The sequence below is a fragment of the Streptomyces roseolus genome (assembly GCF_014649855.1).
In the GTDB taxonomy this organism is placed as follows: Bacteria; Actinomycetota; Actinomycetes; order Streptomycetales; family Streptomycetaceae; genus Streptomyces; species Streptomyces roseolus.
On record NZ_BMTV01000040.1, the window covers coordinates 30,169 to 49,940 of the forward strand.

Annotated in this window: 14 protein-coding genes and 3 pseudogenes; 10 read left to right on the forward strand and 7 right to left on the reverse strand. The window is 67.4% G+C overall.

Annotation, left to right across the window (positions count from 1 at the left end):
* From IE245_RS37460 to IE245_RS33055, 3 genes are all read left to right on the forward strand, one after another.
* A partial coding sequence (locus IE245_RS37460; protein WP_229851903.1) for a DUF1295 domain-containing protein occupies nucleotides 1–198 on the forward strand: 198 nt, incomplete at its 5' end.
* A 114-nt stretch (nucleotides 199–312) separates the two neighbouring features.
* Nucleotides 313–624, forward strand: coding sequence for a hypothetical protein (locus IE245_RS33050; RefSeq protein WP_189954456.1), 312 nt, complete (start codon nucleotides 313–315; stop codon nucleotides 622–624).
* Nucleotides 625–672: 48 nt separating this feature from the next.
* Complete coding sequence (locus tag IE245_RS33055) at nucleotides 673–1,068, forward strand: DoxX family protein (protein ID WP_051788422.1); 396 nt, start codon at nucleotides 673–675, stop codon at nucleotides 1,066–1,068.
* On the opposite strand, the gene IE245_RS33060 is transcribed toward IE245_RS33055, so the two are convergent.
* The 6 genes and pseudogenes from IE245_RS33060 to IE245_RS33085 all read right to left on the reverse strand — a co-directional run.
* Nucleotides 1,037–1,474, reverse strand: a complete 438-nt coding sequence (locus IE245_RS33060) for a hypothetical protein (RefSeq protein ID WP_030497923.1) — start codon at nucleotides 1,472–1,474, stop codon at nucleotides 1,037–1,039. The genes IE245_RS33055 and IE245_RS33060 overlap by 32 nt on opposite strands.
* 31 nt (nucleotides 1,475–1,505) lie before the next feature.
* The gene (locus tag IE245_RS33065; protein WP_036416442.1) at nucleotides 1,506–1,907 is read right to left on the reverse strand and encodes a cupredoxin domain-containing protein; all 402 of its coding nucleotides are present in this window, start codon (nucleotides 1,905–1,907) and stop codon (nucleotides 1,506–1,508) included.
* Nucleotides 1,908–2,148: 241 nt separating this feature from the next.
* Nucleotides 2,149–2,817, reverse strand: a pseudogene (locus IE245_RS33070) (hypothetical protein); the annotation flags it as partial.
* A 650-nt stretch (nucleotides 2,818–3,467) separates the two neighbouring features.
* The gene (locus IE245_RS33075) at nucleotides 3,468–3,866 is read right to left on the reverse strand and encodes a TIGR02391 family protein (RefSeq protein WP_268256612.1); all 399 of its coding nucleotides are present in this window, start codon (nucleotides 3,864–3,866) and stop codon (nucleotides 3,468–3,470) included.
* A gap of 283 nt (nucleotides 3,867–4,149) precedes the next feature.
* Nucleotides 4,150–5,112 carry a sigma-70 family RNA polymerase sigma factor gene (locus IE245_RS33080; protein WP_150234920.1) on the reverse strand — a complete coding sequence of 321 codons (963 nt, stop codon included), beginning with the start codon at nucleotides 5,110–5,112 and terminating at the stop codon, nucleotides 4,150–4,152.
* A 727-nt stretch (nucleotides 5,113–5,839) separates the two neighbouring features.
* Nucleotides 5,840–6,187: pseudogene (locus tag IE245_RS33085) on the reverse strand (MBL fold metallo-hydrolase); the annotation flags it as partial.
* Between the two features lie 334 nt (nucleotides 6,188–6,521).
* On the opposite strand from IE245_RS33085, the gene IE245_RS33090 reads away from it, so the two are divergent.
* Nucleotides 6,522–10,949: a hypothetical protein gene (locus IE245_RS33090; RefSeq protein WP_189954460.1), complete on the forward strand. Its 4,428-nt coding sequence runs from the start codon at nucleotides 6,522–6,524 to the stop codon at nucleotides 10,947–10,949.
* A 51-nt stretch (nucleotides 10,950–11,000) separates the two neighbouring features.
* Here the strand turns inward: IE245_RS33090 and IE245_RS33095 are convergent, their stop codons facing one another.
* Nucleotides 11,001–12,683 (reverse strand): ISAzo13 family transposase, encoded by a 1,683-nt coding sequence (locus IE245_RS33095; RefSeq protein WP_229851908.1) that lies wholly within the window; start codon nucleotides 12,681–12,683, stop codon nucleotides 11,001–11,003.
* A 173-nt stretch (nucleotides 12,684–12,856) separates the two neighbouring features.
* Here IE245_RS33095 and IE245_RS33100 point away from each other — a divergent pair, with 173 nt between their 5' ends.
* The 6 genes and pseudogenes from IE245_RS33100 (at nucleotide 12,857) to IE245_RS33120 (ending at nucleotide 19,335) form a co-directional block, all read left to right on the forward strand.
* Nucleotides 12,857–13,201 carry a transposase gene (locus IE245_RS33100; RefSeq protein ID WP_308436650.1) on the forward strand — a complete coding sequence of 115 codons (345 nt, stop codon included), beginning with the start codon at nucleotides 12,857–12,859 and terminating at the stop codon, nucleotides 13,199–13,201.
* Entirely contained in the window at nucleotides 13,117–13,632 is a 516-nt protein-coding gene (locus tag IE245_RS38165; protein WP_189954462.1) for a transposase, read from the forward strand. The genes IE245_RS33100 and IE245_RS38165 overlap by 85 nt, the downstream gene beginning before the upstream one ends.
* On the forward strand, nucleotides 13,542–13,877 hold the full coding sequence (locus IE245_RS33110; protein ID WP_189954464.1) for a hypothetical protein: 336 nt from the start codon (nucleotides 13,542–13,544) through the stop codon (nucleotides 13,875–13,877). The genes IE245_RS38165 and IE245_RS33110 overlap by 91 nt, the downstream gene beginning before the upstream one ends.
* Before the next feature lie 7 nt (nucleotides 13,878–13,884).
* Nucleotides 13,885–14,654 (forward strand): annotated as a pseudogene (locus tag IE245_RS33115) (transposase).
* Entirely contained in the window at nucleotides 14,651–14,881 is a 231-nt protein-coding gene (locus IE245_RS37465) for a transposase (RefSeq protein WP_373305446.1), read from the forward strand. The pseudogene IE245_RS33115 and the gene IE245_RS37465 overlap by 4 nt, the downstream one beginning before the upstream one ends.
* 272 nt (nucleotides 14,882–15,153) lie before the next feature.
* Nucleotides 15,154–19,335 (forward strand): P-loop NTPase family protein, encoded by a 4,182-nt coding sequence (locus tag IE245_RS33120; RefSeq protein WP_189954466.1) that lies wholly within the window; start codon nucleotides 15,154–15,156, stop codon nucleotides 19,333–19,335.
* Nucleotides 19,336–19,772: the final 437 nt, after the last annotated feature.

Sequence of the window (19,772 nt, forward strand, 5' to 3'; positions counted from 1 at the left end):
GCCTGGCAGCCGGCCCTCGCCGTCCTCGTCTCCCCGGTCCTGATGACCCTGCTCCTCACCATCGGCAGCGGCAAGCGCCTCCTGGAGAAGCACATGGCCCACCGCCCCGGCTACGCCGCGTACACCGCGCGCACCAGCGGCTTCCTCCCCCTGCCACCCCGCAAAGCCGTTCCCGGAAAGCCGGAGCGTATGACATGAGCGGATCCGATCGGAGCAGCGCCTTCCCGGCTCTCCACCTGCCCGAGCCCAGGTTTCTGCCTGCGGCCGGCGCGCCCTCCCGGTGAGCCGGCCACCCACCTGGCGCACCGCACCGTGATCGCCCTCCATGATCCGGCCGACCGGATCACCTCGGCCACCGACACGTGGGCCTACCTCCATCGCGCCGAAGTGGCCGGGGCCCGCGTCCGAGGCATCCGCATGCCCGCCGGCCGCCACGCCATGATCAGCCGCTCGGGTCTCTGGCACAGTCTTGCCGCCCGCAGCACAGCCGAAACCCTCGGTCTGGATTCCCCGCCCTGTACCTCCACCCCGGAGACAATGTGGGGGGCAGGACCGCTGGACGCCGCCATGTTCATCCCGTCCGCCGGTGAACGTCACCCGATCCGCCTGCGCCGCAGCCACTGAACGCTTCCCGGACGCCTGCCCCGGCGCCCTTTTGACCGAAGGAACCCCATGTCCCCTGCTCGTTCCGCGCTTCTGCTCGCCGGTCTGATGGCCTCGGCGGGCCTCGCTCACTTTGCCGCGCCCCGGCAGTTCGACGCCATCGTGCCGGGCTCTCTGCCGGGTGGCCCCCGGGCCTGGACCACGGCCAGCGGCGTGGTCGAGCTGGCTCTGGCAGCCGGTCTCGCGCTGCCGGCGACCCGAAGGGCGAGCGCCCACGCGACCGCCCTCTTCTTCGCCGGAGTGTTCCCGGCGAACGTCAAGATGGCCTACGACTGGCGCCACCGCTCGACGACCGCAAGAGCCGTCGCCTACGCGCGGCTTCCCCTCCAGGTTCCGCTGATTCTCTGGGCCCGCCACGCCGGTCTGCAGGACGTCAAGCGTGGCCTCGTCGGCGACGACGGGTGAGAAGGAGCAATGAGGTGGCGAGAAGTGCGAGCACTTGGGCGATGACGACGAGATTCTTCTCGGTGAACCAGGCCGGCTCGTACATGTTGGGCAGGGGGCCGAGTTCGCCGACGTCGACGTAGCGGTAAAGCAGGAGAGCAGCGAGTCCGCCGGCGGCGACGGTCCAGGCGAAGGCGTCGGCCAGAGGGCGGCGCCGGACGAGGAGCAGCAGCGCCGCGAGTGCGGCGATGGCTGCCTCGATTCTGAAGAGGGTGCCCTGGCTGAGGGTGGCGCTGACGGCGTCGTAGCGTTCGGCGAGACGCGCGTGAAGGTAGGCGTCGGCTGCGAGACCGGCCGCCGCCAGGAGACGGGCGGCGGCGTGTAGCCTCCGGTGGCCGCTGTCCGGCCGCGTCGGATCGTGATGCATGGGATCGCTCCATGGTGAGACGCCGCGCGGGTCAGCGGACGGTGAGGGCGCCGCTCATGGACGGATGGATGCCGCAGAGGTAGCGATACGTGCCGGCAGCGGACGGCGCGGTGAACGTGGCTGTCTCGCCGCCTTCGATGGTGCCGGTATCGAAGGCATCGGCGGCCTGGGCTGTCACGGTGTGGGGAGCGGAGTCCTCGTTCACCACGGAAACCCTGGCTCCTGGTGCGACAGTGAGGTCGGCCGGCTCGAAGCGGAAGTCCTTGATGACGATGCGCTCTTCGCTGACCGACGTGGAGGACGGCGCCGAGGGCAACGTTGAGGTGGGCGCGGGCCCGCCGGAGGAGGAACAGCCGGCGAGGGCGATGAGCAGGCACAGCACCGCGATCGCCACGACCATGTGCGGTGTGCGGGAGCGGGGACGGACAAGCATGGGATCCTCCTGGGTGCGCTGAGCGGGAGGCCCTACGGCCACAGAGGCTGGATGATGCGAGCGGGGCTCCCTGAAACCGCGGCGGCGCGCGAACCAGGTGCGGTCGAGGTCTTCAGCAAGGGGCGGTGACGGCCCCGGCGGCGAGTGGTCACCGAGGCCGTCATACGGGCGGAACGGCTACGGCCCGTATAGCTGTGGCTGTGGGCGTCAACCCCTTCGCTGAGGGCTAGTAGTTCTTGCCCATGGAGGCGCCGGCGTGGCCTTCGATGGTGCCGCAGCTGGCGGGGGCGGTGGCTTCCTGGGGCAGCTTGGGGTCGAGCTCACTCTTGCCCTTGCCGAAGTCGTACACCCCGTTGCCATTGGGGTCGATGCCGTGCTGAACGACGTGCAGGCGGGTGATGTTGTCGGCGACGGCCTGGGAGACGGCGATCGTCCGCGAGTAGGACAGGTTGCCGTTCTTGTCCGCGACCGGCATCCGGTCGACAGCCAGACCGCTGGCCTTCGTGGTGTCGCCCTTGGTGGTGAGGGAGATGGTGATGTCGCCGTAGGCGGGCAGTCCCTCGGCGGTGGTGACGATACCGTCGCCGTTCTTGTCGGCGCTGGCGTCGGGGCAGGTGAAGTTGTGCCCGGTGGTGGAGCCGTGGATGTGCTGGGCGTGGGGCTGGCCGGGGACCAGACCCTGGGCGTTGATCTTCACCGTGAGCTGGCGGCCCTGCAGGGTGAGCTGGGCGGTGCCGCGGGCGCCCGAGTCGTTCAGCTGCCGCAGGTCGACCTTGTAGCTCCGGCCGTGCTGCGTCTGCTGACCTGCGTGGTTGGTGTCATGGGCCAGTGCCGGGGCTGCCACGGCGAGGGTGAGGGCCGCGGGCAGGGCCATGAGGGCGGTCAGACGGGTGGAGCGCTTGATTGTCATCGCGATGCATCCCCTTCCGGGGAGGTTTCACCGGCACGAGGCCGGATCGCGTCCGGACGTTCAGTCCCTTTCACCCATCATTCGGTGCGCCCCCGAAGGAGGATTGGGTACTGGTCGCACCACTCTTCGCGCGTGAGCGCATCGCAGAGGCTGAACTCACACCCTTCGCCTTCGCCTGATACAGCCGCACACGTCCAGACGATCAGTGCTGGCCTCGGGGGTCAGGGATGAACGCGCCGACTGTCGTTTCCACGGGCACGGCAGTCAGCACTTCGAGGCCCGGACGGAGCAGAGGGCGGCCAGCTACTCGGCAGCGCGGCTGTGTGATGCGCGCGGCTCCCATCAGAGCAGGTGGCACCCCCGGCCCCCACGAACCCTGAGGTCAAACCAGTCATCTCCCGTTTGTGTGCATAGCGAACAAACCGTCAGGACAAGGGGTCTGCGGGGCATGTACGACGTAACATGAGAGGGCGAGGTCTCGCCGCATCCCCCGTCGGCGAGACCTCGCCCTCGGACTCGGCCAAGCAGCCGGGCAACTCGCCCCCGACCTCGCCCGCCGCCTGCCGACCCCATAATCACGACTGCAGGAAGCCACCAGGTCACCACATGTCTCCGGGCTGGTTGGACGATGCGGGCTCCAATGCTCCTCGTTAGCTGTTCCTGGCCCGGGCCCGGTCGACCTGGCGCAACAGCAGGTCGGCGAACTGGATGATTTGGGCCGCCTCGATCGGGTCGGCGAAGTCTACGGTGCGGTGGCTGGAGGGGTTCTTGTAGCGGCCCATGGCGCCGGCGAACAGCGCGGACTCGGCCTCCTGCTCGCCGCCCTCTGCGCCGGCGTCGGCCAGCGGGCCGCCGGGCTTGCCGTTTTGGTGCGGTTGGAACGCCTTGCGCATCAGCGCGACGCCGACGAGGGAATTGTCGAGCCCGGAGGCGTCGCGGACGGCGACTTCGACGGCCTTCATGGGTGACCCCGCCGCCGTGCCGCCGGGAAAGGAGGGCGACCGACTGATCGCGGCCGCCGTCGCCCAGGGCGCCTTCTTTCCGGTCAAGACGGCTCTGATCGAAGCGGCCTACGACGAGCCCGAGATGGTCGACGTCGTGTACTGCGGCGAGCAGGCCGTTCATGTGCACTACGCGATGGACACCGAGAACTTCCAGCTGGAACGGGTGGCCCGAGCGGCTCACCGCCGCATCCAGAAGCTCGCCGGCGGGCGCTGTGCCTGCGGTGCGGCGCTCCAGATCGGCACGGGCCCAAAGGTGCCACCGCAGGACGGCAGTAACCACGCGTCGGCCCTGTTATCTGCGACAAGGCAAGAACGGTGCCCACACTCGTCACACGAGGTGGCCGTGGGTTCGGACGGGCACGTCCAGCCGGTCGCCGACCTCGGCGAGGACGTCGGGGCAGAAGTAGTACCAGCGCAGGCGCGTGATCCCGCCGTCGACGATCTCGGCGCGCAGGACGTCCTCTACCGCCTCGGGGTCGCTGCCGTCGGCCGGGGTGGCCCACATCAGGAGCAGCGGTTCGCCGTCGAGCTCCCGGACTTCGGCGCGCCACCGGACGGAGGACTCCAGGACCAGGGTGTGGTGCAGCGATCCGGCGGCGATCTGGGTCCGTCCGACTTCGTGGGCGACGCCGATGACGTCGCTGACCGCGTCCTGGACGAAGAGCTCGGTCAGTCCGTCCAGGTCGTACGCGGTGAATGCCGCGGCGAGGGCGTCGAGGGTCTCGCGGTCGGGAGCCGTACGGCGGGCGAGCGCAGCTGCCCGCTTCGGATCGGCCAGGCGCCCGCGGCCACGGTGCAGTGCGGCCTTGATCGCCCCCTCGGTGGTGCTCAGCATGGCGGCGATCTCCTTCAGCGGCAGGTCGAACACGTCCTTGAGGACGACGGCGGCACGCTCCTGCGGCGCCAGCAGGGTGGTCATCTCCGCGAGCGCGTCGCGGACCTCGGCGGGATCGGCGCCGGCAGGGGCAGCCCGCTCTGCCGGCTCCACGAGGAGCGGGGCCGGGCGGCGCACCTGGTCGAGGTAGGCGTTGGTCGCGATCCGCACCAGCCACGCCATCGGCCGCTCGACCGGCTGGTGGGTCTGTGCCGCCCGTGTGAATGCCCGGGCGAGTGCCTCCTGGGCCAGGTCCTCGGCGTCCCACACGCTGCCGGTCAGCCGCCGGCAGTAGCGGAACAACTCGCCACGCAGTGGCTCCAGCGCCACGAGGAACTCGCGGCGTGCGGCCTGCGCCGCCGTCAGCAGGGGCTGCGGCAGTCGGCCGGTGGCTGGGGTCAGAGGGGGTTGAGGCATCGCTTCACGGCTCCTTGCGGGGTGAATGGCTGTACACACCGGTACGACGGGACAGCCTTCACGCCGGATACGTAGCCGAAGCGGTGACTTGGCTCACGCCCTCAGCCCCGTGGCGGCACCGGTCACGAGGACGCGTGGCGAGCGCGGCCGGACGCTCCCTCTCGTCCGCGTCGTCGTTGCGGCACCGTCCGCACACCAGCCGTCGCTTCTTGGGCTGCTGGGGAAGCCGTACCTCGTGGGGCAGCGGGGACTCCGTCGGTGAACTTGCGAGGTCGTAGTTGTACTCCGCACGGACCAGCCGCGCGACACGGACCCTTCTCTGAGCACGGGGCGACCGTCCCGTATACCCAGCAGCCTCCGCACTCGCGTCCTCCGCAGTGACCAACCACATGACCACCATCACTGCCGTCACCCTCACCGGAAGCGTCAGCAACGAAGAGCCTCAACGCTTCAGCTGCACCCGAGTAACCCGATACAGGACGAAAAGGGAGCCCCGCCGCCAAACCGGCGAGGCCCCTCCGGGTTCATGCTCACGAACTTACGATGCATGTTCGGACGACAACCGCGGACGAGGCTGCCCGGGAGGGCAAGGGCACGAACTGCTGGATACTCGCCGAAGGCTTTCTCCGGGACGGACCATCCAGAGCACGCAGCGCACGATCACGCTCGTCGGCCGAGAGACGGGTCAGCAGGGCCACGAGCCTGCCCAGCTCCTCCTCGCCCGACGTCACCGGTCACCCGCCAGGTCGAGATCCCGCTCGGACGCCTCGGCAGGAATCTGCGCCGGCTTCGGCCGGCGCCACGGACGGGCGATCGGCTGAGACACCCCGCGCCACCAGGTATCCGCGGGCAGCTTGCCCGCCGGCTCGAACGGCTCACCGGGACGGGGGAACGCCACCGCCTGCCCCGCCTCCTCCGCCGCGTCCTTCGTCCACTCCCCCGGCTCCGCCCACGGGTGCGGAGCCAGGTTGAAGGTGGCCCAGTGGATTGGCAGCATCACACCGGACGGAGCACCTCCCTGCAGGTCAAGATGGGCCTGGACCCCCTGCGCAGGCGTCATGTGAATGTCTGGCCACGCCCCAGACATCGGCGTATAGTCCGTGTGGTTCTTGGGCTACAACGCGTTACTCCGGGGTCGTTGAACGGTCGATACCGCACCTGGGGCCGCCCGACCTCGGAGTTCTTCACCCCAAGCAGCCAGTACCGAGCATCGCTCAGACCTGAAGGTAAGCACCGAAGGATGCAGCGCATCGGCCCCACCGCCAATCCCTCCAGAGCGGCGCGAGATCCTGTGCGGCTCGACTGTCTGGTGAGGTCCGGGACCCCTCCGATCCACTCGTTGACCGTGCTGACCTCACCCACCCACTCCAGCAGGACATGCGCAGGCCATCAGCACGTAGGCTGAGCGGGTGGCTGATCAATCCCGTATCCGGAACCACGAGAGGCATGCAAGCCCGTACTCCACGGGCGGTGGCGGAACCGTCCTCGAGCACCGCTACGGGGCGCTGCTGCTGTGCCATCTACTGACGGGCGACCCCTTGAGCGAGCTGGGGGACGACGTCACCCCGGACGAGCTAGTCTTCCAGGCGAGTGCCTTCAGCGCGGTGGACGACCTTCTGCTGAGCGGACGTTCGACCGGTGGTGGTCGGCGTCGGGTTTCGATCGGTGTCCGGAGGGACCCGTCCTTCATACCCAGTGACCGGTCGACCGTCGAATTGATGGGTTCCTATCTCCGGGTGATGCAAGAACGCGGACGGGAGATAGCCGAGGGCACCTGGCGGCTCGCCCTGGTCGTGGCGAGTCCCAATACGCACGTTCGACAGCTCCAGGAACTGGCCGGGATCGCCCGGGACACCGAGAGCTCGGACCAGTTCCGCCTCGAAGTCTCCCGCGCCGGACGGACGCATCGAGAGGTACGGGAGCGGCTACGGCACCTCGACGCCGTCGTCGCCTCGGCTGCGGCGGGCGCGGGGATCGACACCACCGATATATCTCCGGCCGAGATGACCTGGCGCGTGCTCGGGGCATTGCGGCTTCGCGAATTGCGGTTCGAAGGTGTCGAGGAGACGGACCGCGCGATCGCGGTGGGACGCCTCCGGAGCATCGTCGGGACGGGCACCGTGGACGCCGCGGACCGGTTGTTCAGCCGGCTCTGCGAACTCGTCGGCCGCTACGCACCGGCGGCCGCGACGAAGTCGGTCGACTCCCTACGACGCGACCTGATCGGCTTTCCCCTCACCGTGAACCCGTCGAAGGCCGAGGAAATCCACCACGCGGGTGATCCAGCGCCGCACCCTCCCGTAGTGCGTTCCGCCTACGTGTCCCAGGTGCGACGGATCGCACCGAAGCGACTGCGATCACGGGAGGGCGAACTGGACGAGCTGACGCGCTACTGCACAGATCCCGGACCAGGGTCGGCGTACGTGTGGTGGCGTGCCGAGGCTTGGGCCGGCAAGTCGGCGCTGTTGTCGACCTTCGTACTGAATCCGCCGCCCGGAGTACGGGTGCTGTCCTTCTTCATCACCGCCCGATGGGCAGGGCAGGCCGACAGCAAGGCATTCACCGAGGTGGTTCTCGAACAGGCGCTGGACCTCATGGGCGAGCCCATGCCGATGCTGCTCACCGACGCCACCCGCGAGGCGCATCTGCTGGGCGCATTCGAACGTGCGGCAGACCTGTGTCGGCGGAGGGGCGAGCGCTTGATCCTCGTCGTGGACGGGTTGGACGAGGACCGCGGGGTAACCACCGGTCCGGACGCGCACAGCATCGCGGCGATCTTGCCGGCCGCCCCTCCGTCGGGCATGCGCGTGATCGTCGCCGGGCGGCCTCGTCCGCCGATCCCTGTCGACGTCCCCGACGACCACCCGCTGCGCCGGCCGGAGATCGTGCGGACATTGACCGCCTCCCCGCACGCGGAGGTGGTCCGCCAGGACGCGGAGCGCGAGCTTAAGAGGCTCCTGCACGGAACTACGATCGAGAAGGACCTGCTCGGCCTGCTGGTGGCAGCCGGAGGAGGGCTTTCCGAAGCGGACCTGGCACAGCTCACCGGCGTTTCAGAGGGAGAGATCGAGAGTCAGCTCGGGGCTGTCTCCGGTCGTACCTTCGCTTCCCGGGCCGGACGTTGGCGGTCACAGGTGGCGATCTACGTCCTCGGCCACGAGGAAATCCAGCGACAGGCGCTACGCTTCCTCGGAGAGGGCCGCCTGAACGAGTACCGGGAACGGATCCACGCGTGGGCCGAAGGGTTTCACGCGGCGAAGTGGCCGATCGGCTCGCCCGAGTACCTCCTTCACGGCTACTTCAAGCTGCTTCATAGCACGGGTGACGTCCCTCGCATGGTGGCATGCGCGACGGATCCCTACCGGCACCACCGCATGCTGGACACCATCGGCGGTGACAGCGTGGCACTCACGGAGATCGCAACCGTGCAGGAGCTCCTGGTCCGTTCGCCCACGCCGGACCTCATTGCGTTGAGTCGGTTGGCCGTCCATCGGGCCAAACTCAGCCGACGAAACGATCACATCCCTACGTACCTGCCCGTGGTCTGGGCGCAACTTGGCAGACACAGCCGTGCTGAGGCCCTTGCCCGTTCGATCACCACGCCGGCTCGGCAGGTACGGGCGCTCGCTTCGGTCTCACGCCAGATAGCTGCTGCCGGAGACATCCAGCGGGCGCGGAAGGTGGCCGAGGAGGCCGAGCGGTGTGTCCTCGCCGTGACGGAGCTCGGCGAGCAGGCGCGCGCGTACGCGGTGATCGCCCGGGCCCACGCCCGTGCCGGAAACCCGGCCCGTGCCCGACTTCTGGTCAAACGAGCGGAAGAACTGACCGGCTCGATGGCAGACGGAGGGCAGCGGTCAGATGTGCTTGGCTCCGTCGCGCGTGCTGCCGTGGCAGGCGGGGACGTGGAGCGTGGTCTTGCGCTCGCGAAGTCCGTGCCACATGCATCCGAGCGTGCCCACGCGCTCTGTGTCGTGGCGATGGAGGTGGCCGACGCCGGCGACTGGCGTCGGGCCCAGGACATCGCCCGCTCAGCGGGCCCCCGTTCGGATTGGGCGCAAGCGCTCGCTGTCGTCGCGCGGGCGGCGAGTGCGGCCGGTGACAGACAGGTTGCCGCGGACATCGCGGGGCAAGCCGTGTCTCTTGCTATGTCCATCCGGAATCCGAGCCGCCGAGCCTGGATCCTCGCCGGAGTCGCACACGAGGTGGCGGAGGCTGGGATGGCAAGAAGAGCGAAGAAGGTCCTTCGCCGGGCCGAGGAGTCGGCTCATAAAGTGACCCGGACGTCAGATAGGTGCGACCGCCTCATCACCATCGCCCGGACCATGGCGTTCTCGGGTGCCTCGGATCGCGCCGTGACCCTCGCGGGTGGCTTCGACACTCCTCGTCGACGGACAAAGGCGCTGGCTGTCGTGGCCTCGGGCCTGGCCGCAAACGGTGAGACGCAGCGTGCCGAGGAGTTGGCCGCAGAGGCGGAGGCGAGGGCCCGAGCCATGAACGGCCGCCATCACATGGGAAGGGACCAGGCCCTTCTCGCCCAGGCCACGGCCTCGACAGGTGATCTGTATCAAGCCGAAGGAATCGCCCGCGCCATTTCCGACGCACCCCAGAGGGATCGCTCCTTGACTGTCGTGGCGGAGGCCTTCGCTCTGGCCGGTGACCTCGGCCGGGCCGAAGGCGTCGCTGCCTCCATCACCGACGTGGCGCAACGGTCAACGGCACTGCTGCTGATCGTCAGAGCGGGCGTGACCCGTGACGACCGACAGCGAGTGGCCAGGGTCGCCCGGTCGATCGAGGATGCGGAGTGCAGACGGAGGGCCCTTGCCGCACTGTCGCGGGGTACGCGGACCGTCCCGCGTACGCACGAGAGGTCACCCCAGCAGCACCATCCTTCCGTCCGGTCCAGCAACCCGACTCCCCCGGAACCCGAGTACTCCTCAGATTCCTCTCCGTCCGTCACCTCACACCAACGACAGGCTGATGATCTGATGAGCCGTGCTCGTACGGCCGCGCAGCGCGGTGATATGCGGGGGGCCAGAGAGGCCGTGGAGGCTATCGGCTCTCCCACACTCCGGATCAAAGCTCTCGTATCCCTGTCTACGAGGGCCGCCGCAGCAGGAGATACGCAGACGGCCGAGGAACTCATCGAGCGTGCCCTCACCGTGGCCGACACGCTGCTCGACACGACAAGCCGAGACCGGCACATCACCATGATCGCGAGAGAGTCAGCCCTGACGGGCGACCTGGATCGAGCGGAACGGCTCATCAGTTCGATCACCAGCCCGCCACTCCTCCACAAGGCCCTGAGCGCCATCGCCTCAGCCGCGACGCACGCCGGTCACCTCACCCAGGCGGAGCGCCTTGCCCGCACCATCTCCGACGCATCACCGAGGGCGAAGGCCCTCGCGGCCATCGCACGGTCCATGGTGGAGTACGACGACCTCGACGAGGCAGAGCGCGTCGCGCGGTCGATCACCGAACCGCTCCAGCGATCCCGCGCACTTGGCGAGATTGCCCGCAGCCACGCAGGACGCGGCAACACCGCACGGGCCGCGGAGATCGCCGCCGGCATCCCCGAGCCCGCCGAGCGGGCGAGAACCCTGACGACGGTCGCACTCGATTCCGATGGCGACCGTGCGAAAGCACTGGTAGCACAGGCCTTGTGCGTGGGGCACTGGAGCATCTGTCTGCCAGCACTCGTCCGCCTCGTCCCCGAGGTTGTCATCACGTTGGGCACAGAATCCCTGCGCGTGCATGATCAGGAGGACGCAGCCGCCACAGCCGACGGCCCACAGGAAGGAGAAGGAGCGACTACAGAACCTTCTCCAACCTCACCTTGAGCAGGTCGGCGAGAGTGAGGACGGCCTGGCCAGCTTAGGGCCTGCCGGGAATCAACACGTTGGTTTGATCTTGGTTTGGTCGGCGTCGAGGAACCTGGCGATGTCTTCCCGTGTGCGGAAACGGGCTGTTGAGGCAGGGGGATGCACGTCGTGGGCTTCGAGGAGCGGGCGGACTTCTTTCGCTGCGCGGCTGATGGTCATGGCGGTGGTGTTGAAGAGCTGGCCCAGGAGGTCCATGGTCGCGAGTTTTCGCAGGTGGAGCACGGTGACCAGGACTCGGTCGGCTGAGGTGAGCTTGGCTTTGGCTCCTGTGCCAGGGGCCACCAGGCGCTCGTGGCCTCGACGTGTGCGGAGCACTTGCTCGCGTTGAGCCTCCATCGCTGGAGTCAACACGTCGATGAGTTCGCTGAGCTGCCGACGGGTCATCCCGGTCAGTTCCGGGTCCTGGAGCGAATGCCGCGAGAGGCGAGTCGGTCTGTCCGCCAGGGCCTCCTCCGGCGTGCTGTTGATGGTCGCCGTGTCCATCGAGTGCTGGGGGTGGAGGGTGTAATTCCAGTCGCCGTGGAAGCGGTGGCGGGTGATGGGCAGGGCGGCGATCTCGTCGTCGCTGACACGGATGCCGGTGGGGTACTGGCCGCTGTCGAGTTCAGCCTGGACGGTGAGACCGGTGCGACTGGTGGTCGCGGCGATGGTCTGGAGCATGACTTCATGGCTGGTCAGGGGCCTGCCACGCCAGTTCATGGTGATGTGGGAGAACAGCCGGTGCTCGATCTTGTTCCACTTCGATGTGCCGGGCGGCAAATGGCACACCGTGATCTCAAGGCCGGTCTCGACAGCGAGGTCGGCGAGCTGGGTCTTCCAGCCGCGGGTGCGGTAGCCGTTGGAGCCCCCGCCATCGGCAGTGATCAGTAGTCGGCGGGCGCGGGGGTAGTCGTGCCGGCCGACCGCCTGCCACCAGCGGCGGATCGAGGCGACGGCGAACGCCGCGGTGTCGTGGTCGGTGCCGATGCTGACCCAGCCGGTGTTCGCCACCATGTCATAGATTCCGTACGGAATCGCTTTCTCGGCCTGGCCGGGGAAGTCGTGCGTCTTGACCCTCACGGGCTGCCCCGCGGGCAGCCATTCGTGCCCGGCGTTCTTGTAGTCGCCGATCAGCTCCTTCTTCTTGCTGTCGACGCTGATCACCGGGTCACCGGCGTCTCTGTGGTCTCGTGCCTGCTCGTTGAGGTAGCGGAACTGGGCGTCCCTGTCGGGGTGCTGAGCACCTTCGATGGTCTTGGTGTTGGCCTGCAGGCTGAAGCCTTCCTCTCGCAGCAGGCCGGCGACGGTGTCGGCGGAGACCCTGTGGCCCTGTCGGGTCAGCTCCGCTGCCAGCTTCCGGGTCGACTTCGTCGTCCATCGCAGCGGCGACATCGGATCGCCCCGCTCGTCGGGCTCAACCAGCGCAAGCAGCGCCGGTCGCAGTTTGGGATCAAGGTCCACAGCCCTTTTGCGGCCCCCACCAGGACGACGGATCCGCCCCAACAGAGCCTGACCAGAATCCAGTTCAGCCGCTCCGCGCGAGACCGTGCCTTCCCGGACCCCGGCCGCGACAGCGACGATCCTGATCCCACCATGTCCCAGCGACCGCGCTTCCGCCCCTATGGCCAGCCGGCGCTGACGCTCGTCCAGATGCGGCAACAACGCCTGGAACTTCGCGGCCAGGACGGCCTCGATCCCCTCTGGTCTCCCCATACCAGACCAACGACTCCCGCAGCCGAAAGCCACGACTTGTTTCCCGGCAAGCCCTTAGAGCTCGTAACACGATCTTGTTGAACAGTCCTGGTAGGCCGTGACCGGTGTGACCGGCCGTTCGGGATGGTGTGACTACCCGACCGTGGATCGTGGACGACAACTTGTAGGCTCTGATTGAGTCGCTTCTGCCACCCTGGCCCGAGCGGTCGGCTGGGCCACCGCCGGTGCCGGACCGTCTGTGCCTCCAGGGCTTCTTGTACGTGCTGCACAACGACATCGCCTGGCAACTACTGTCTCTGGAGCTCGGGTTCGGCTCAGGTCAGACCTGCTGGCGGCGACTGGACCGCTGGCAGAAGGCCGGGGTCTTCGACCAGCTGCACCGTATCCTGCTCGCCGAACTGAACGCGGCCGGCGAGCTGGACTGGTCGAGGGCATGCGTGGACGGCTCCCACATCCGCACGAAAATGGGGCGCCGACACCGGTCGACCGGCGGAAGACGGGCAGCAAGCATCACCTGATCTGCGACGGACGTGGCACCCCGTTCAAGGTCATCACGACGGCGGCGAACGTCAACGACGTCACCCAGACACTCGCCCTCGTCGACGGCATCCCGCCCGTCGCCGGACGGCCTGGCCGTCCCAGCAGGCGTCCCGAAGCCCTGCTCGGTGACAAGGGCCACGACTCCAACCCCAACCGCCGCGAACTGTGCAAGCGCCGGATCCTGCCCGTCATCTCCCGCAAGGGTGCCCCGAACATCCAGGACCTAAGGGCTGTCCCGCAAACGCTGGACGGGTTGCGCCCAGGTGAGCCCCGGATACCCGCGAGCCTCCAACAGGGCACCTGTGGCAGCCTGCCGACATGCCATGGGAACTCAAAGAGCACGCAGGTCGCCACTACGCCGTCCTGTTCCACTACGCCTTGTCTGACGACGCCTGGGCTGTGGAACTGAGCGAAGCCAAGCCGGCGTCGGCCGAGAGCTCCGACGCCGCGGTGACCCACTTGCCTGGCGCTGCCTTCCTGGTGACACATGTCCCGGACGAGGACCCGAATCTGCAACCGACCGTCCGCGTCTGGAGCCCTGACGAGCGCGTCGTCCCCTACGAGGTCATGCGCTGGTACATGGAGCAGGTGGCCGACCAGGTAGAACGCTGTCGCATTGCGTTCGAGCAGGGAGAACCTGAAGCAGTGGAATGATCACGCAGTGACTGGTGTGATCACAGCGTCGGAGCCTTCCTGGATAGCCCCGTTCTCCGGGCTGAGCCCGCGTGCCTTCGGGAAACTGGTGATGGTGTTGCGGCGCGAGGGTGCGGACACGGTTCGCAGGGGCTGGCCTTGGAGCCTTCCGCTGGAAGACAGGGCCCTGCTGGTCGCAGCCTACTGGCGCACGAACCTGACCATGCGGCAGCTCGCGCCGCTGTTCGGGGTGTCGAAGTCGGCGGCCGACCGGATCATCGACCATCTCGGGCCGCTACTCGCGCTCCAGCCCCGCAAGCGGTTCGCGAAGGACGCCGTGCTCATCGTGGACGGCACTTTGATCCCCACCCGTGATCACGCCATCGCCGAGCGGTCGAAGAACTATCGGTACTCCACCAACCACCAGGTCGTCATCGACGCCGACACGCGCCGGGTCGTCGTAGTCGGCCGACCGCTCGCCGGGAACCGCAACGACTTCAAGGCATGGGAGGAATCCGGCGCCAAGGCCGCCGTCGGCAACACCCTCACGATCGCCGACGGCGGCTACCCCGGAACCGGACTCGTCATCCCCACCGCCGGCGGCGCGGCCAGACCGAACTCCCCGACTGGAAAGAGGAGCACAACAAGTCCCACAAGCAGGTCCGAGCCCGCGTCGAGCACGTCTTCGCCCGCATGAAGACCTGGAAGATCCTCCGCGACTGCCGCCTGAAGGGCGACGGCGTCCACCACGCCATGCTCGGCATCGCCCGGATGCACAACCTCGCCCTCGCCGGATAGGCAAGCGGACCGCACGGCGATCCACCACGCTTGAGACCGACAGAAGATCATTTACGGGACAGCCCTTAGGCAAACTCCGCTACGTCGTCGAGCAGACCTTCGCCCTGCTTCACCAGTTCAAGCGCCTCACAGTGCGCTGGGAACGCCGTACCGAACTACACGACGCCTTCGTCTCCCTGGCCTGCTGCCTCATCTGCTGGAGACGTCTCAAGAAGCACAAACCGTGATCGTGTTACGAGCTCTTTGCCACATGCCAACTTACCAGGCTGCGGCCCGGGAAGCACCTTTCTCAAGTTGTCGGGACGCCTGACTGCCGACAGCGACGTCGTGCCAGGATTATCTGCGTCAGAACGGGTGAGGCAGCGTGCAACGAGGGGGAGGATCGGCACCTGTGTGGGGTAGACGGTGGGGCCGTCCAGGCCGACAGAAGGCGCTGCCGGCCGCGGGGTTTCTTACGGCAGCCGGGGCGCGATCGGTGGCGGCCGGTGGGAATATCGGCATGGCCGTCACGGGCAACGGTAATCACATTTTCCACGTGACTGCGCCACCACGCGTGACTACTTCCGATTACCGCTACCAAGTAGAGTCCCTCGCGGCGGCCGAGTTTCGGGGGCGAGATGACGAGCTGGCAGCGATGGCGGAGTTCTGCAGTGCACCGGGGACGGTAAGCAGCGGCGCCGACGCGTATTGGCGGTGGTTGGCCCCCGCGTGGGCCGGCAAGACAGCTCTGATGGCCCGTTTCGTCCTCGAGCCTCCTGCCGGAGTCGACATCGTGTCGTTCTTCATCACGTCGCGCTTGAACCGGCAGAACGATCGTGCCGCATTCTGCGAGGTGGTCCACCGCCAGTTCTATGCGCTGCTTGGCGAGGAGGAGCCAGCAGTCACCGAGTACACGCGCGAGGCAAGCCTGCTCGCCGCGATGGAGCGGGCAGCAGCCATGTGCGAAGGGCGCGGTCGACGCTTGGTGCTCGTCGTCGACGGGTTGGATGAGGATCGGGGGGTGCTGGCTGGACCGGACAGTCACAGCATTGCTGCCCTGCTACCGGGCTCGCCTGCGCACGGGATGCGGGTGGTGGTGGCTGGGCGGCCGCATCCCCCCATCCCCGACGACGTAGCGGATGCTCATCCGTTGAGGCGCAGCACCATCAGCCGATGGCTACTGCCGTCACCGTTTGCGGCTGCGGTGCGTCGGGAAGCGGAGGACAGCCTCGTGCGCATGTTGGACGCTGGTGGCCTTGCACGGGAGCTGCTCGGGCTGGTGACGGCCGCTGGCGGGGGTTTGACGGCGGCAGACCTCGCCAAGCTGGCGGGTACGCGTCCCCGGCTGGTTGAGCGGGAGTTGAGCACGGTCACAGGTCGCGCTTTTCGGGTCCGCTCGCCTCACTGGTCCTCTTTGGAAGACGGCGTGTTGGCTGCTGGTGTCTACACCCTCGCTCACGAAGAGATCCAGCGTAGCGCGATCGAGCTGCTCACCGACGAGGAGCTGACGACGCTCCGAGAACGGCTGCATAAGTGGGCAGACTCTTTTCAGGTACGACGTTGGCCGCCTGGTACACCGGAGTACCTGCTACGTGGGTACAGCCAACTGCTGCGCACACAGGGAGATACGGAACGACTCGTTAGGCTGGCTAGCGACGCTCACCGCCACAGCCGCTTGTGGCAGCGCTCAGGCTCCGACGTAGATGCGTTGGCGGAGCTGTCTGCGGCGTTTGACAGCTTGGTGGTCTGCGGTAACTGCAGCCCTGCTGAGGTCGGCAACGCCTTCTTGCTAGCCGTCCGGCGCGATACCTTGCTTTCGCGCAGCGAAAGTCTGCCGGATGCGCTGATCGCGGTATGGGCGGGCTTGGGGCATGTGCGGCGCGCGGTCAGTCTGGCCCGTGCCCGTCAGGACGAACTGGGACGTCTGCGGGCACTGATGGGGGTGGTGCAGACCCTGGTCACTATCGGTGCTCTGCCGCAGGCGGCAGAGGTAGCCGGTGAGGCGGCGCACATCGCGGGTAATGCGGTTGGGCCGCGGCGCGGGGAAGCAGCAGCGTGCGCGGTGGCCATGCTGGCTGTAGCCGGTGCCGCAGACCGGGCGGTTGACATGACGTGCACGCTAGTTCCCCGAGAGGCACGTGACCAGGTTCTGGCGCAGGCTGCCGATGCCGCGCTACAGGCCGGGCAGCGCAGCACGGCAGAGAGCCTCGCGCGTGCGGCCGCTTCATCGATGCCCGACATCGTGCCCGCCGTGACAGCTCAAGCTTTGGCCATGGACGGCAACTATCTGCAGGCTGTAGCGGTAGTTCGAACGGTGGGTAATGACGGTCTACGGGCTCGTCTGCTGGCGGACGTCGCTGCAGCCATGGCCAAAGATGGGCATCTGGATGCTGTCGCGGTGGCCGAAGAGGCCCTCTCGGGGGGAAGGGCCGACGCTCTGGCAGCCAGTGCTGTAGCACTGACCTACGCTGGCGAACACCAGCGAGCGGCCGAGCTCTGCAGGTCACTGTTCGATCCGTACGCTCAGATGACTTCCCTAGCTTGTATTGCAACAATTCTGGCTGTTTCCGGCGAGGCTGACAGTGCCGTCAAGCTCGCTCACGAGGCCGCCGGGCTTGCCGGCCAAGTGATCGCAGGTAACTTGCGTACCCATGGCCTGACCATGGCAGCGCAGGCTCTAGCTCTCACCATCCATCACGAGCAGGCAGTCGAACTGCTGCAGCCCCTGAAGCGGCCTGATGAGTGGGAACAAGCTGTGGCGGATGTGGTGGCTGGCTTGGCGCAAGCGGCAGGCGATCTTGGCCCTGCCACCCGACTGGCCCGAAGTTTGAGTGTCCCCCGCAGTCGGAGTCGGGCGCTATCAAACGTGGCAGCCGCCCACTTGTACGCCGGAAGTCGAGAGCAAGCAAAGGACCTGGCCCAGGAGGCGTCCGACGCGGCCCGGCGGAGCACTTCTTGGGGAGAGTCTCATCATGTCGCCAGACTGGCAGCGATCCTAGCCAAATCGAGCGCGCCGGTCCTTGCCATCGAAGCTGCTCGGAGGATCAGCGAGCCGGACATGCAGGCCATGGCCTTGTTGGAGGCGGCCGCCGGCGCGACTGCCTCGAACGGACCCCCCTACGGTGCGGACATCGCTCGCGCGATCACTGATCCGCGTTGGCGGGCCCAGGGGCTCGGCTGGGCAGCAGCAGCCGCTGCCCGAAGTGGTTCATTGCAACTCGCAGGCAACTTGGTGCAAGAGATGCGGGAGGCCGAAGGATCCCTGCCTCCAGGGCAGCTTCTCTCAGCCGATCACACCCAAGCTGCCCTTGCTGAACTGGCCAGCGCACTCACTGATGCGGGCCAGGATGATGCCGCAGACACCGTGGCCGCCACCGCCCAACACAGCTGGCTCCGAGCAAAGGTCCTAACGGCCATGGCTGGAAGTCTTGTCGCGCGTGGTGAGGATGAAAAGGCTCTTTCGTTGGTACGGGAAATCGCCGCGTCTCCGCTGGCTTCCCGCCATCTTGCGTCGGTGGCCGCTATCTGGGTACGAGCCGACTCAGCGCCTCGCGCGCTGGAAGCTATTCAATTCCTTCCTCATGTGGCAGATCAGGCCGAGGCTCTGGCTCTGACCGCGCAGTCCCTGGCCGGGACGGACGGCACTTCACAGGGCTCGGTCCTGGCGCATCATGCGCACGCCTTGGCCGACGCGTTGACCGCTTCCAACTGGCCTGATCATGTGCTGTCCGAGCATGTAAAGCTGCTACTCCGTCAGGGCCATCTCAATCTTGCCATGGCCGTCAGCCAGCACATTGAAGAGACGCAACTGCGGTTGCAATCAATTGCCTTGAGTGATGTTGCTGTACGGCCGATGACATCGTCTCCACCCGCCCTGGACGACCAGCAGGATGTGGAGGCCGAGGCATCTTTCTTGGTTGCGCAGGCCACCGATGCACACGGCCATCAACAAGCTGTCGCCTCAGTTGCGGCCGCGCTGGCCTGGACCGGTCAGCACGACCGAGCCCGATCCCTGTCGCACGCGCTGCCGGATGGCATCAACAAGGACGAGGCCGTAGCGTCGATCGCTGAAGCGCTTGCCGCCTTCGGGTACTACACGCAGGGCTGCGAGCTGGCACGGAGCTTGCCGGAGGCCCTACAGCGGGACCAGGTCCTGAGCAGCGTTGCCTGCTGGGCCGCCCAGCGCGGGGACTTCCTCACTGCTGTCGACCTAGGCGCCGGCAGCAACCTCCACGAGCAGCACAGCTTTGCCCTGCTCACCACCGTCCGCCTCGCGATAAAGGAACAGCAGTACGCTGAAGCGGCTGTCGCCGCTCACGCCCTGACTGACACCTCCGAACAGGTGCGTGCACTGTGTGCCATCTCAGCAGCAGCCAGCCAGCAGGGCGACCAGGACTTCGTCGATGAGCTCACCAGTAAGCTCGATGCGTTGCTGTCTCCTGCCTCAGAGACGGAAGACTGGGCCAGGAGGCAGCGAGGTAGCCTCAAAGCCGCTGTCGCTGAAGGATGGGGCGAGAGCCCCGCAGGCTGTGCGGCCGCCATCGAAGCACTCAGCCTGGCTCCATGGCACGTCTGCCTTCATGCCGTGCACAGGACAGCGCCCCAAGCTATGCAGGCAGCCCTCAGCGCGGTGCTGTACGAAGAGGAAGATGCTGCGCTCGCCAGCTCCGTATCTAACAGCACAGGACACAGGCATGAATGAGCTACATAGACACTGGGGTCTACACAATAGCCGCGGACCCAACCTGTCGGCCGAGGACCACGCAGAGGAGTTGATGAGGGCATGAGGGCCTTGATGTATGCAGGGATCGGGCTGTGCGCTGCTGGCGCGGTAGCACTCGTCGCCGGTGCAGTCATCGACATCGAGGCAGCTGACCCGTGGGCCAGCGTCGGCGGCGGCGCCGCAGGTCTGCTGGGGATCGCCCTGGCCCTGTACGCCCACTTTGCATCGTCAGCTTCCCCCGGTGGCATGGTGGTCAGTGCCGCCGGGGAGCGCTCGATCGCCGCCGGGGGGAGTATCGGCTCCGCGGTGACAGGCGACGGTGCGACACCCGCACCTGCACCCGCTATGCCCCCGACACGGCACCCAGCAACTGGCGGCGTAACCGCAGTCGGCGGCCGCTCCGTAGCAGCTGGTGG

Bases quoted from the DNA above. Each gene is read 5' to 3' on its own strand.
- IE245_RS33055 (WP_051788422.1), top strand. From the start codon at position 673: ATGTCCCCTGCTCGTTCCGCGCTTCTGCTCGCCGGTCTGATGGCCTCG.
- IE245_RS33060 (WP_030497923.1), bottom strand. From the start codon at position 1,474: ATGCATCACGATCCGACGCGGCCGGACAGCGGCCACCGGAGGCTACAC.
- IE245_RS33065 (WP_036416442.1), bottom strand. From the start codon at position 1,907: ATGCTTGTCCGTCCCCGCTCCCGCACACCGCACATGGTCGTGGCGATC.
- IE245_RS33080 (WP_150234920.1), bottom strand. From the start codon at position 5,112: ATGCCTCAACCCCCTCTGACCCCAGCCACCGGCCGACTGCCGCAGCCC.
- IE245_RS33095 (WP_229851908.1), bottom strand. From the start codon at position 12,683: ATGGGGAGACCAGAGGGGATCGAGGCCGTCCTGGCCGCGAAGTTCCAG.
- IE245_RS38165 (WP_189954462.1), top strand. From the start codon at position 13,117: ATGCGTGGACGGCTCCCACATCCGCACGAAAATGGGGCGCCGACACCG.
- IE245_RS33110 (WP_189954464.1), top strand. From the start codon at position 13,542: ATGCCATGGGAACTCAAAGAGCACGCAGGTCGCCACTACGCCGTCCTG.
- IE245_RS33120 (WP_189954466.1), top strand. From the start codon at position 15,154: ATGGCCGTCACGGGCAACGGTAATCACATTTTCCACGTGACTGCGCCA.